At 68.4% G+C, this 12,133-nt stretch carries 11 protein-coding genes and 2 pseudogenes; 12 read left to right on the top strand and 1 reads right to left on the bottom strand.

Features of this window, described 5'->3' with window-relative positions; genetic code table 11:
* The first annotated feature begins 147 nt into the window (after nucleotides 1-147).
* The 7 genes and pseudogenes from ACFWY6_RS14680 (at nucleotide 148) to ACFWY6_RS14650 (ending at nucleotide 5,991) form a co-directional block, all read left to right on the top strand.
* On the top strand, nucleotides 148-882 hold the full coding sequence (locus ACFWY6_RS14680) for a DUF4232 domain-containing protein (protein ID WP_384689380.1): 735 nt from the start codon (nucleotides 148-150) through the stop codon (nucleotides 880-882).
* Between the two features lie 169 nt (nucleotides 883-1,051).
* Nucleotides 1,052-1,876 carry a PP2C family protein-serine/threonine phosphatase gene (locus tag ACFWY6_RS14675; protein WP_384689377.1) on the top strand — a complete coding sequence of 275 codons (825 nt, stop codon included), beginning with the start codon at nucleotides 1,052-1,054 and terminating at the stop codon, nucleotides 1,874-1,876.
* A gap of 121 nt (nucleotides 1,877-1,997) precedes the next feature.
* On the top strand, nucleotides 1,998-3,038 hold the full coding sequence (locus ACFWY6_RS14670) for an MASE1 domain-containing protein (protein WP_384689374.1): 1,041 nt from the start codon (nucleotides 1,998-2,000) through the stop codon (nucleotides 3,036-3,038).
* Between the two features lie 161 nt (nucleotides 3,039-3,199).
* Nucleotides 3,200-3,484: a helix-turn-helix domain-containing protein gene (locus ACFWY6_RS14665; RefSeq protein WP_384689371.1), complete on the top strand. Its 285-nt coding sequence runs from the start codon at nucleotides 3,200-3,202 to the stop codon at nucleotides 3,482-3,484.
* Nucleotides 3,481-5,043, top strand: coding sequence for a helix-turn-helix domain-containing protein (locus tag ACFWY6_RS14660; protein WP_384689368.1), 1,563 nt, complete (start codon nucleotides 3,481-3,483; stop codon nucleotides 5,041-5,043). Before ACFWY6_RS14665 ends, ACFWY6_RS14660 begins: the two co-directional genes overlap by 4 nt.
* Before the next feature lie 19 nt (nucleotides 5,044-5,062).
* Nucleotides 5,063-5,204: pseudogene (locus ACFWY6_RS14655) on the top strand (transcriptional regulator); the annotation flags it as partial.
* 49 nt (nucleotides 5,205-5,253) lie between these two features.
* Nucleotides 5,254-5,991, top strand: a complete 738-nt coding sequence (locus ACFWY6_RS14650) for an alpha/beta fold hydrolase (protein ID WP_384689365.1) — start codon at nucleotides 5,254-5,256, stop codon at nucleotides 5,989-5,991.
* A 453-nt stretch (nucleotides 5,992-6,444) separates the two neighbouring features.
* Here ACFWY6_RS14650 and ACFWY6_RS14645 read toward each other — a convergent pair whose 3' ends face one another.
* Nucleotides 6,445-6,930, bottom strand: a complete 486-nt coding sequence (locus ACFWY6_RS14645) for a hypothetical protein (RefSeq protein ID WP_384689362.1) — start codon at nucleotides 6,928-6,930, stop codon at nucleotides 6,445-6,447.
* Between the two features lie 248 nt (nucleotides 6,931-7,178).
* On the opposite strand from ACFWY6_RS14645, the gene ACFWY6_RS14640 reads away from it, so the two are divergent.
* The 5 genes and pseudogenes from ACFWY6_RS14640 to ACFWY6_RS14620 all read left to right on the top strand — a co-directional run bounded on the left by ACFWY6_RS14640 (nucleotide 7,179) and on the right by ACFWY6_RS14620 (nucleotide 11,925).
* Entirely contained in the window at nucleotides 7,179-7,874 is a 696-nt protein-coding gene (locus ACFWY6_RS14640; RefSeq protein WP_384689359.1) for a hypothetical protein, read from the top strand.
* A 538-nt stretch (nucleotides 7,875-8,412) separates the two neighbouring features.
* Nucleotides 8,413-9,063 (top strand): hypothetical protein, encoded by a 651-nt coding sequence (locus ACFWY6_RS14635; protein ID WP_384689357.1) that lies wholly within the window; start codon nucleotides 8,413-8,415, stop codon nucleotides 9,061-9,063.
* Nucleotides 9,064-9,428: 365 nt separating this feature from the next.
* Complete coding sequence (locus ACFWY6_RS14630) at nucleotides 9,429-9,710, top strand: hypothetical protein (protein ID WP_384689354.1); 282 nt, start codon at nucleotides 9,429-9,431, stop codon at nucleotides 9,708-9,710.
* Nucleotides 9,711-10,642: 932 nt separating this feature from the next.
* Nucleotides 10,643-10,900: pseudogene (locus ACFWY6_RS14625) on the top strand (LysR family transcriptional regulator); the annotation flags it as partial.
* A 410-nt stretch (nucleotides 10,901-11,310) separates the two neighbouring features.
* The gene (locus ACFWY6_RS14620; protein WP_384689351.1) at nucleotides 11,311-11,925 is read left to right on the top strand and encodes a class I SAM-dependent methyltransferase; all 615 of its coding nucleotides are present in this window, start codon (nucleotides 11,311-11,313) and stop codon (nucleotides 11,923-11,925) included.
* Nucleotides 11,926-12,133 lie beyond the last annotated feature (208 nt).

Below are 12,133 nucleotides of genomic sequence, written 5' to 3'. Positions count from 1 at the left end.
CACCCCATACCTTCTGTTCTATGGGGGTCTGTTTTTTTTTTAAAAGCCACTGTTTTGGGGGGGGGGCCGCTGGGTGTTTGGGCCCCCTATCTGTGTGGTTTTTTTACCAAGGAGCGAACAACACCCACTACCTACGGGGGATCTGCCATGCGTTCCAACACCACTGTCCGTCCTGCTCGTCGCCGCACTCTGCGCGTTGCCGCCGCGGCCCTGGGCATGGCCGCGGGTCTCTCCCTCACGGCCTGCAACGGCGATGACGTCACGGGGCAGGGCGACCCGTCGTCGGCGTCCAGTGCGTCTTCCTCAAGCGGCGGTTCGGGTACTGGCGGCTCGGATCAGGGCGGTTCGGGCTCGGGCGGTTCGGATCAGGGTGGTACGGATCAGGGCGGCGGGAAGGACTCCGCCGGGAGTTCCGGCGGGCAGGGCACGGCCGCCGGGACCGGCTCCAACGAGAACGGCAGGATCGGCAAGTGCCGCACCGACGAGCTGGACATCACGGCGATGGACAGCACCATCGGCGGCGACGCCGAGGGCACCGTCGCAGTGACTCTGGAGAACGGCGGCGGCCGGGACTGCGCGCTGTCCGGGTTCGCGGGTGTCGACCTGAAGACCAGTGAGGGGGCGCTGTCCGCGCAGCGCAGTGGTCAGCCGGCCGAGCGGATGACCCTCAAGGACGGGGAATCGGTGTCCTTCGGGATCAACTACCCGATGAACGACTCGGGCGGTTCCGGTGTCAGCGTCACGGGTCTCGTGGTGACCCCGCCGGGCGAGACGAAGTCGGTCTCCCTGGAGTGGCCGGGCGCAAAGACGTTGCCCGTCACCGACGGCGCCGGCTCCCCGGTGAAGGTCGGCCCGATCGGAAGCGCCGGCCAGGGCGGCTGACCCCCACAACCATCGTGATCCTCGGAGGCTGGTCTCCTGCTGCCCGACGGCGACAGGGTGCGACCGCCGTCATCTCCGGGCAGAGTTGACCGCGAGGTTGTGCCAATGACGCACGTGGTGAAAGACAGCTGGACTGACGCGAGGTGCTCTCGCGGAACCGGGGCGAACGATGTTCCGTACGCAGGCGGCCGAAGACGGTGACGAGCTGCTCGCCAGGCTCGCGGCGTTGACCTCCCGGGCCCGGGAACTCGCGCAGATGCAGCGCTCCCGCGTCGAGCTGGCAGTGGCCCTGCAGCGCGGCATGCTGCCGCACGACCTTCCGCACCCTCCCGGCGTCCGGCTGGCCGTGGGCTACATGCCCGCCAATCACGGCCTCAACGTCGGGGGAGACTGGTATGACGCCTTCACCATGCCCGACGGCCGTATCGGCCTGTCCATCGGAGACGTGCAGGGGCACAACATCAAGGCCGCCGCGTTCATGGGGCAGGTCCGAGTGGGCCTGCGTGCGTTGGCCTCGGTCACGGGAGACCCTGGGGAACTGCTCGCGCGTACCAACGATCTCCTGGTTTCCCTGGGCGAGGACCTCTTCGCCACGTGTACGTTTCTCCGGCTCGATCCGGCCACCGGCGTCCTGGAGTGCGCTCGGGCCGGCCACATTCCCCACATCTGGGCCACGGCCGACGGCCGGTCCGGTGTCGACGAAGGAGAATGCGGTCCCCCGCTCGGCGTACTCGAAGGCGCCGAGTATCCCGTGGTGTGCCACCGGCTCACGACGGGTGGCGTCGTCGTGCTGCTGACCGACGGAGTGGTCGAGGGGCCGACACTGAGCCTCGACGAGGGCCTCCACCGGGTGATGCGGCTCGCCGAGATCACTGCCGCTGCCGGACTGGGCATCAACGCTCTCGCAGGCGGTGTGATGCGGCTGGCGGACACGGTGGGCCATGAGGACGATGCCGCCGTCCTCATCATCGGCCACGACGACAGCGACCTGTAGACCTGCCCACCGCGCACCAGAGGAGACAGGCGGGGGGGATGAGCGACCCCTGAAGACTGCGGACGCGCCCGGACACCGGGCACGGGCGCTCGCATGGCCGAAACGGTCCGCTCGGTGTCTGATGGCTGCTGTGTTGCTGACCCGACGGTTCCGGCTGTCCTTGGAGGTAGTCCTCAAGACAGTGGCCGTTGCCGCCTGCTACTACGTATCCGGGCGGCTGGGCCTGCTCGGTCGACTCACTGTCGAAGGAGTGATCGTCACCCCCATTTGGCCGCCCACCGGCGTAGCCGTCGCCGCCCTGCTTGTCTACGGCATGTCGGTCTGGCCCGGGATCGCCATCGGGTCCTTCCTCGTCATCGCGTCCCTCACCACCCCTCAGCCCACCACCCTCGTCACCGTGGCGGGTAACACCCTCGCCCCGCTCTGCGCCTATCTGATGCTGCGCGGGGTCGGTTTCCGGGTCGGAATCTCACGTCTGCGGGACGGTCTCGCCCTGGTCTTCCTCGGCGGGCTCGTCGCCATGCTCATCAGTGCCACGGCGGGGGTCGGGCTGCAGGTGGTGACCGGTGGACTCGCGACGGGGCAGTTCTGGTCCGTGTGGCTGGCGTGGTGGGTGGGCGACGCGATGGGCGTCCTGCTCGTCACTCCGCTCCTGCTCGTGCTTGCGGGAGCCACTGGACCACTGCAACTGAGGCGCTGGAAGGAGATGCTGTGCCTCGCCGTCACCGCCGTGATCGTCATACCTCTGGCCGTGCTCGGCAATCTGAGCCTGCTTTTCCTCGTCTTTCCGCTGCTCATCTGGGCGGCGTTGCGCTTCCAGCTGGCCGGGAGCATGGTGTGCGCGCTGTTCGCGTCCGTGCTCACCACCTTTGAGGCGAATACGCAGCAAGGCGCCTTCCTCCACCTGTCGGCCATCGAGGTCATGACCAAACTTCAGGCATTCAACGGTGCCACCGCGCTGACGGCACTCCTGCTGTCCGCCATGGCAGCCGAACAGCGCGCCACCCGCCGATCGGTAGAGAGCGCCTGTAAGGAACTCGCCGAGGTACTGGAGCACCTGGCCGCGGGAGAATCCCCACCCGAACAGTCCGCCAGGCAAGCCGCTGGCCTCCATACCGACGACACGGCGCCCGGGACGGAGAGCTACCGGCACGTGCGTTGACCGCGTTGATGACTCAGGCAGGCGAGTTGTGCCGATCCCCGGAGGTCGGAAGCCGGGGGTGCGGAGGCGTCGGGAATGAGGGCGAGGTGCTGTTTGCATGTGTGATGCGAGGGCGGGTCTTTGATGCGTTTTATGCATGATGGTGGGGTAGGGTGGCCGCCATGGTTGTGGGTCTGGAGGAGTCGTTGCGGCTTTCGGTGGCGGCGTTGATGCAGGCGACGGGGCAGTCGCAGCGGGTGGTTGCGGGGGTGTTGGGGCTGACGCAGGCGCAGGTTTCGCGTCGTCAGTCGGGTGCCAGCTCGTGGACTTTGCGTGATGTCGATGTCCTGGCCGGGTTCTACGGCATCGACGTGCTGGATCTGTTGGGGGGTCCGACCAGGGCGTGTGAGGCACTGGCGGCCCGCCAAGATCCCCGTGCCGCCACGGGGAAGGGGGCGGCGCGGTGAGTGGCGTCGGTGATTTCGATGCGATCGACTCGCTGCTCGCGGCGGTCGGTCCGGAAGCCGGGCTCCCGGCTCCGGCGAGGCGGCAGGAGCTGCGGGAGCTGGCGCGGCTGTCGAAGGCGCAGGTGGCGCGTGCGCTGGGGGTGAGCCCGTCGACGGTTGCCGGGTGGGAGTCCGGCCGGGATCCGGTCGGTGAGATCCGTACGAAGTACGCGTATCTGCTGGACGGACTGAACGCCAAACTCGCCACCGAGGTCGGGCCGGGGAGCGGGCAGTCCGCTACCGAGCAGCAGCCTCCGGCCCCGGCAGCTGATGTCCCTTCGCCAGAGTGTGACCGGCACGGCGATGAGGTGGAGGTCCTCGCGGTGGGGGAGCCGTGTGTGCTGTGCGGGGCTCCGGCCCGGCACCGGGTGGCGGGTTTCGTCCAGCACCTGGATCCCGCTGACTGCCGACCGGCCACAGCGGCGGTCCCCGCGGCCGAGCCCGCCGCCGACGAGCGGCCGGTGCGGCAGGCCCCCGAGCCGACGTCGAGCACGCCACGCACCCCCGCACCCAGTGTGAAGGTCGTGCCTGTGGGCCGTCGCGTGCAGGCTGCAGCCGAGATGCCGGACCTGATCGGTGAGGCTGTCGCAGCGGCGCTCGCCGAGCACGCGGGCGATGTGGAGGCAGCGACCGCGGCGCTGGTCAAGCGGGCGATCCCGGACGCGATGACGCTGCTGGACGAGACCCGCAAGGGCGGCCGCTACGACATCGTCGCCCACCCATGGATGCCCGACGTGCTGCGCAAGCAGTCGGCCCGCGGAGCGGACCAGGTCTGGGAGGCCCGCCCGAAATGGACCCGCCCCGAACTGCCGCCCGGCACCCACACGGTGACCGCGCTGGACATCAACGGGGCCTACCTCTCCGCGCTGAAGACGCACCTGCCGCTCGGCCAGCTGGAGCACAGCTCGGGCTTCGCCCATGACCGCCGCCGTGCGGGCATCCACCTGATCACCCCGCCTCACTGGGCGCACAACGACGTACTGCCCAACCCCATCGGCAACCGCGACGAACCCGGCCCACTGTGGGTGACTGAGCCGACCCTGCGCCTCCTGCTGCGTCTGTCGTCGCCGAAGCACGGTCTGTGCGACCCGCCTGAGATCCATGAGTCCTACACTTCGGGCGCCACCGAAGGCTTGTTGGAGAAGTTCCGCATCGCTCTCAAGAACGCCCGCGACACCGCGATCGCCGTCGGCGATGAGGTGACCTTGGAGTACGTGAAGGCGATGTACTCCAAATTCGTCTCGACCCTCGGCGAATCGAACTACAACCGCGAGATCTACCGCACGGACTGGATGCACCTCATCCGCTCCCAGGCGTTCTCGAACCTGTGGATGAAGGCCTTCAAGGCGCACGAGGAGGGCTTGACGGTGGTGCGGGCGATGGGCACCGACGAACTGCACGTGGCCGGCGACTGGCAGAGTGTCTTCCCCGAGGGACGTGCGGTTACTGAAGTGAAGGTCAAGGACCACTACACCGTCGGCACCCCCGCCCCGGCGGACGCACCGGCCAGTCAGGACTGAGACGGGGAAGGAGAGCGAAGTGCCCGAGCGCAACATCGACTTCGGCAAGTTCGGTGCCCCGAGGTATCAAGGGACACGAGGCCGTCGCCCACCAGCTCGACGACCTCGCCGGCGGCATCGCCACCCCCGTCACCGCCAAGCGCGGCCTGCTGGCCCGTCTCTTCCTCAAGTGTGGGACCGTGGCTCAGCGTGCGCCGCTACGCTCGCCTCGTGAGCGAGATCGTGGTGGTACGTGAAGGCTCTGGGCCGGAGGTCCTGCTTGTGCATGGCGGTGCAGGCCCGCGGACGACGTGGGGCCCCGTCGCTCCGCTGGCCGACCGGTGGACGCTGGCATACGTCCATCGGCGTGGCTATCCGCCGAGCCCACCACCGCAGGAGCGTCAGGACTTCGTGGTGGACGCCCTGGACCTGGCGCCGCTGCTCATCGGCCGCCCGCACGTTGTCGCCCACTCCTACGGCGTCCTCGGGACGTTGATCGCAGCCGCTGCCGCGCCGGGCAGCGTACGCTCACTCACCCTGATCGAGCCGCCGCTCAACTACCTTGTCCCTGACGATCCCGAGGTGGCACGGCTCGAGCGCCTCGGCGATACGGTCCTCGCCCACGGTATGGATACGCCCCCGACCCAACTGCGCGAGTTCCTCCGACTCGCGGGTGCGCCCATCGGCGACGGCCCGCTCCCCGAGGACGTGGTCGCCGGCGTTCGACGGGCGCACGGTGGCCGACCGACCAGCGAGGCGCGCCCACAGCTCGACGCGATCCGTGATGCCGGCATCCCCGTGCTCGTCGCGTCCGGAGACCACGTGGCCGCGCTCGAGCGGATCTGCGACGCCCTCGCGGATACGCTCGGCGGCGAGCGCAGCGTGCATCCGGGTGCCGGTCACTTCGTTGCCGCAGCACCGGGCTTCACCGAACGGCTTGAGACCTTCCTGTGCAAAAGCGTCACGTGACGAGCTTCTTCCACAGGCGGTAGTGCGTTCGATCCCCACCTAGAGCCCCTCCATGACGTGGGCAAGACCGCCAAGTGCCCGACAGCCTCAACACCTGGCCGCCTCGGAAGACAAAGACCAAAGAGACCAAGCTGACTGCGGCTCGCTATCGGGCGGCCTCCACCGAGTAGCGCCGCCCGTCCGCCGCACCACCGACTGCCGGTGGGGAGACAAAGTGAGCAGCTCTGCGGAGTACCCGGAGCAGGAGCGGCGAGATTCACGGTTCAGGCAAGACTCACAGAGCCCCAACACGTGTTCGCTGCCCGACACTTCAGGCCCGCCCAGCTACCAGGGAAGGAGTGCCCCGAACCGGAATCGGCGGACGCTCAGGCCAGCGTCCATCGCGCTGTAGTTGTCGATCCAGCGAAGGCACGCTCTCCCCGGCTCCCTGAGGCTCCTGCGAGGGCTGCTGAACTACTCCGGTCGGTCGCGGCGCTGGCGCTGGTAGGCCGCCCAGTCGTCCGGTGGATACGTTGCCTGTGGCGCGGCCAGGGTTACGTCGATCGCGAGCCCGAGGTCCGTGTCGAAGAAGCCGTTGAGATCGCGGATCATTTCCAGCGCCCGAACCGTGGACTCGCCGAGCGGGCGCACCATGCGGTCCACACCGGAGGGAACTCCCACCGGCTTCATGCGCGCCAGCTTCACCTCTTTGTCGGCGCGCTCGTCCAGGCCGAGCGAGATGTATCCGGCGGCCAGGGCCACGTGCTTGAGCACGTCGCCCACGCCGCTGCACAGTTGGCCGATCCCGTGCAGCGTCTGCATCGGACTGCCCGCGGTGCCGTCCCGGTACCGGTCCTGCCCATGCTGCTGCTCCAGGCGCTGTTGCTCGCTCTTCAGCAGGTCCAGCACCTCGCTCAGCGCACGACCGACGCGGCCGAGCTCCGTCAGATCATGGATCACCGATGCTCCCTCCGATCAACTGACGCGAGCCTACGGCCAGTTGCCCACCCGCGGGAGCTGCGTTGCACAACAGGGCCGCTGTAGTGACGGCGGGAACGGAAGTCCTCGTTGTCAGTTGGCACGACTGGACACCTAATGGCAGGCGAAGGGACGGTCCGACAGCCCTCACGTTGCCATGCCGTCAAGCCAGTCAACCGTGAGGGCCGGGGTCTTCGAACAGACCTGACCGGGGTTGAGAGAATCCCGGCATGGTGATGGCACGGCTCTGGTACTCCTCGTCGCCCGTCGTGGACGGGCATCCGCTCCTGGACGAGCCGGGCTTCTGGCCCGCGCACTTGGCGGACTTGTCCGAGGGGCACCCGCCGGAAGCCTTCGGCTCCGATGCGGGCGATGCCGCCGCCATGCTGGACCAACTCCACGATCCGTCGGCGTGGCCGACGTTCACGGTGCCTCTGACCGGCGGCTTCGCGATCGTCCTGCATTACAACAACGGCGAGGAGTTCACGACCACGGACTACTTCCTCACGCATCCCGACTGGAGCCAGGATCTCGTCCTGGCCAGTGACGATCAGGACCGCATTGGCCCCGGGCTGTGCTGGCCCGAGCTCGCCGCCCTGCTGGAGGCACCACCGGGCGCCGCGGGCGTCACCGACCCGCACGCCCGTCTCCTCCTTCTTCTGCCGGTTCTCGGCGACGGCGCGGTTCCGGAGGAGGCCGTGACCGCGGTGGTCCAGGCGCTCGTCGCTCAGGGTGCTCTTGAGCCGAGCGAGTCGTTGGCCAGGCACCTGCTCCAGGGACACCCCATGTGGGGCGCCGAGGGCTGGTGGTTCGACGAGGAGGAGCGGAGCTGGATCTGTGAAGGCGATCACAGCCCCCGCAAAGTCCCTCTGGGCGATCACCTTCCTCCGCACCAACGGGCGGCCCTCGAAGCCTGCCTCACGTGAGCTGAGCGAGAGTCAGTTGCAGTAGCGGCAGCCCGGCTGCTTCCGACAGAGTGAGTCTGTCCGTGGAAGAGACGGACTCCGCCGCAGGGCCATGATTTGCAAGGTGAATGGGGTTCACCCTCTGATCGGGTGCCATCTGGCCGTGTAGCGCCGTGTAGCGCCGTGGTGGAGGGGTCTGCCGTAGCGATGAATGAGCCAACCGGCAGCTTGGATGTTTCGGACCTCCTCGCCCCGTGTCCCTGGCAGCAGGAACGCCACGACCAGTGGCAGCAGCGCAGATGTTGTAGAGGGCGTAGATCTCGCCGGAGGGCGCGGTGGCGACGTCGTCGAGTTCATGCCCAAGCCTCCACTCCATCCGCATCTACTGACGTACCGTCATCTCAGGGGATGGCAGGCGCCTTCGAAGCCCGTGCCCCGACACCGCTGCTGACCCCGGGGGGGGCGAGCACTGCACGGCGACTCGCCTGCGGTTGAGCCCTGCGTACGGATGCGCTGATATCTGGATGACGTGGCTTCGGGGTGTTGTTAGAACGATGGCATGGGTATCTGGACCGACACCTTCATTGCGCCCGCCACTCCGGCCTTGCTCCCCGCGGAGGAGTTCGAGCGCCTCGTGGTGGATCTCGGCAGGGAGCGACTGGTGCGCATGCCGTGGGCGGTGTTCGCCGGCAAGCTGTGTGTCAACGCCGGTCTGGGCTGGGGCAGTGTCCTGGGACGGGCCCGGTTCGAGCCGCCCGCCATCGGAACGGAACTCGTGTCCGAGGACGGCGTTCCCGATGACGGCCCGGGTGGCGAGCCGCCACCGTGGGGCGTCTCGGTCGAGCGGGCTGTGCTCCTGGCCCGCGGCCAAACCCTCGCCGAAGTCGTTCCCGCACTGCGCACAGCGCCGTACGGGCAGCAGGACATTGCCGTTGCTTTCGACTGCCTCGACTTCAGCAACCCCGCGGTCCTGGACCACTACTGGTACGAGGACGAGCGCACCGTGCTCGCGTGCTTTGCCCTGGCCAAGCCGCAGCACCGGCCGCTGGAGGCGAACACTGGCGGCCGGTCGGGCGGGCCGACGCATCCCGTGCAGACATGCGTGGTCAATACGTTCAAGGCCGGCGAGGGCACTCCCTGCCCCGCCATCAAAGCTGTCGCTGCCAGGCACTTCGGACCCGCACTGGTCACCGGTGAAACCTGGGGGTGAGGGGTGAGTGCCCCGAGCCGATCGGCGGACGCTTCAGGCCCGCCTCGATCGCGACGGAGTTGTCGGGCCAGCGGCTGGCTCCAGTCACGCGCGGGCCCTGGCCAGCCGTGCGCACCGGCGCGTTCGTTGGCACAGGACCCGGTGTCACCAGGAGCTGTCCGGGCGATCGTGTGACTGCCCCCGTGCCTGGGGCGTTGTCGTGGGCATGAGGCAGGGCGATCTGACAGATGCCGAGTGGGAACGGTTGCGGCACAACTGATCTTTGGACTTCCTCACCTCATGTCATGTGTGCCACCTACCCTTTGGGCTCAGCCATCCAGACACAATGGCCGCGGACCCGACAAGAAGGCCCCCACACAGTGGACTTGGACGAGATGTTCGGCGAAGGCTGGTGCGTAACCCTCGCCCCCCACTCACTCACCGAAACCCTCCACCTCATGGGCGTCGCCAACCCCGTCCCCTGCCCCGAGGACCTGAACCAAGCCGCACACTTCCTCCAAGAGCACCAGGGCGAAGGCGCCTTCGTCCTCGGTCACGAAATGCCTGGCGGCTGGACCCTCACCATCGAATTCGAAAGCTGGATCGGCTTCGATGACGATGTCCTGGGCACCCTGGCTGCCGACGGCCACACCGTCATCAGCGCCTAACGTGACCCCGACACGAAGACGGCCACCATCGCCCACGACGGCGCCGTCCTCGGCCGCCTCGAACTGTCCGGCGGCTACTTCGACGGCCCCTCCGGCAGCGTAGACACCACCCACCCCGTCGTCGGCTCCCTCACCGCGGCCGGCTTCGACGCCTCCGATGACTGTGAACCCACCGGCGAAGCCGACACCGAGGAGCCCGAAGGCTGCCTCATCCTCGCCGTACGCGTCCTGACCGGCGTCACCCTCACCGCAGCCGAGTTCGAGGGCCCCTGGACCGGCGGCCTCGCCCGAACTGCCTTCTAATTCCTTCCTAAACCATCTCGCCGGCTCTGTGACGTACCCGGCGAACGCAGCAAAGTCGCAGGTAGGTCTGTCTGTCCCTTCAAAGGAGCCACACCCAAATGCGTCGTGGTCTGAGTGCGCAGCGGGTGTGCCGCGTCCTTGGGGCCCGGCTCTTGGTGGGGCGGGTGACTGTGTGGTTTCCGTGTTCCCCGTCCGTGTGGCGGCGGTCCCTTGGTCGATGCAACCGTGGGGGCCGGACGGGCTGTTCCCGGCGTGGCCGCTTGGCTTTCCGGGCGTCGGCGTGTGAATGCGGTTATGCGGCGCGGTTTCGGGGTGAGGCCGGTCTTCTCACTTGTCGACGAGATCTGCATGTGTCTCGTCGTGCACGCCGGTGTGCTCGGGCGGCGTTCAGTGGTTTTGGGTGGGGTCGGCGGCTGCGGACGTGTCCTCGGTGGCTGCCCGGGCGGCGAGCGGCTGGCATCGTGGGCCGGGGTGTGGGGCGCGGTGCTGCAGGCGGTCAGGGTGAGGCCGGGCTGCGAGCGCCCCAGGCCGTCACCTACCTCATCGACCTCCACCTGGACTGCGCCGGCTATCGTCTGCGGCTGGCCGATCGCACCCGTGCCCTTAACGACCTGGTTTCCCAAGACGGCGCCGCCCGCGTGGGAGTCAGCGCCCGTATCGACCTCGCTGCGGCCGATCTTCTCGGCAAGCTGGCCCTGGTCGCATCCGGCCACGCCATCGCGCTCATCCCCGGGGCGCTGACCTGCGCGCTACGGGCCGACGTCAGCGCCGTGGCCCTCGTCGATACCCCGACCCGTGGCAGCTACGCGATCGCCTCACGCCGCGACCTCCACCCCTGCGCAGCACCGCTCCTGGACCAGCCTGCGACCGCCTTCACCGCGGCCCGCCTGCCCCGAGCCGCTCACCGGCCGACCGGGACGGATGCTGGCCCCGAGGCGTCCGCACCGTACGCCAGCCGCCAAGGCGACTCTCGTACTGCTGTGGAAACGCTGCTCCTCGACGCGTACAGAGCCATGCCTGACGGGACACTCATGGGTACTGATGAGTTGCATGGTGGATGGCTGGCAGAGGGCCTTTCCCGAGGGGCGGGCGGTGACGGAGTGAAGATCAGGGACTGCTACACCGTCGGTGCGGCCACCGCGGCCACCGCGGCCTCGATAGAGCGAATTGCCCTCGCTGCTGACGGCCGACAGTGCTGCTCGACACGGAGGGCAGCACTCCCGCGGCGTCACTCAGGGCCAGGCACGCCGGCTCCGGCCCCAGCGGGTACTAGTGCTGCTCGCTTAACCTGTTGGTCATGAGCCGTTGGGAAGAGTTGACGGGTGGGAAGTCCGGAGAGGACTACGCCGCTCGGTTCGCGGCCCTGGCCGGCAGCGGCAGGGACATGCATGGTGAGGCACGGTTGTGCGCCGCGCTGGTGCCTGCCGGGGCGCGGGTGCTGGATGCCGGGTGCGGTACCGGCCGGGTCATGATCCGGTTGGCGGAGCTCGGGTACGACTGTGTCGGGGTCGACCTCGATGCTTCCATGCTGGCCGTGGCGCGCAGGCAGGCGCCGGAACTGCCCTGGATCCAGGCCGACCTGGCCACGTTCGACCCGGCTGAGCATCATGTTGCCGCGGACTTCGACCTCGTGGTCGCCGCCGGCAACATCTTCCCGCTCCTTGCCGCGGGTACTGAGGCCGCGGTGGTCAGCCACCTGGCCGCGAGCCTGCGCCCGGGTGGCCTCATGGTCGCCGGATTCGGCCTGGACGAAGCCCACTTGCCGGTACCACCGGGCATCACCCTGCCGGAGTACGACGCCTACTGCGCCTCTGCCGGCCTCACCTTCGTCGACCGCTTCGCGACGTGGGACGCCCACCCTTACGAGGGCGGCGGCTATGCCGTGAGTGTCCATCGGGTGCATCGCGACTGAAGATCGCCGATCGGGCCAACCACGAAGCTGGGCCGTTTCGTTTGGATCAGCGTGCGGACCAGAGGAAGCTGCCCGCGATGTGGAGTCCGGCCCTGCGAGAAGGGATGAAGCGATGACATTGCATTCCGATGTGGCCGAGTTGCTGGCGGGGGCCGGGGGGGGGGGCGTGGATGGGCGCGCTGGGCGCGCCGCACACCCCCCCCCCAAC

Source organism: Streptomyces sp. NPDC059037, assembly GCF_042740015.1.
GTDB lineage: Bacteria > Actinomycetota > Actinomycetes > Streptomycetales > Streptomycetaceae > Streptomyces.
Note: the sequence above shows the minus strand (reverse complement) of the source record. Positions and strands in the feature narration are given on the sequence as shown.

What these genes read in the sequence shown, in the direction of transcription:
- ACFWY6_RS14675 (WP_384689377.1), top strand. Translation starts at nt 1,052, where the DNA reads ATGTTCCGTACGCAGGCGGCCGAAGACGGTGACGAGCTGCTCGCCAGG.
- ACFWY6_RS14620 (WP_384689351.1), top strand. Translation starts at nt 11,311, where the DNA reads ATGAGCCGTTGGGAAGAGTTGACGGGTGGGAAGTCCGGAGAGGACTAC.
- ACFWY6_RS14665 (WP_384689371.1), top strand. Translation starts at nt 3,200, where the DNA reads ATGGTTGTGGGTCTGGAGGAGTCGTTGCGGCTTTCGGTGGCGGCGTTG.
- ACFWY6_RS14640 (WP_384689359.1), top strand. Translation starts at nt 7,179, where the DNA reads ATGGTGATGGCACGGCTCTGGTACTCCTCGTCGCCCGTCGTGGACGGG.
- ACFWY6_RS14635 (WP_384689357.1), top strand. Translation starts at nt 8,413, where the DNA reads ATGGGTATCTGGACCGACACCTTCATTGCGCCCGCCACTCCGGCCTTG.
- ACFWY6_RS14670 (WP_384689374.1), top strand. Translation starts at nt 1,998, where the DNA reads ATGGCTGCTGTGTTGCTGACCCGACGGTTCCGGCTGTCCTTGGAGGTA.
- ACFWY6_RS14680 (WP_384689380.1), top strand. Translation starts at nt 148, where the DNA reads ATGCGTTCCAACACCACTGTCCGTCCTGCTCGTCGCCGCACTCTGCGC.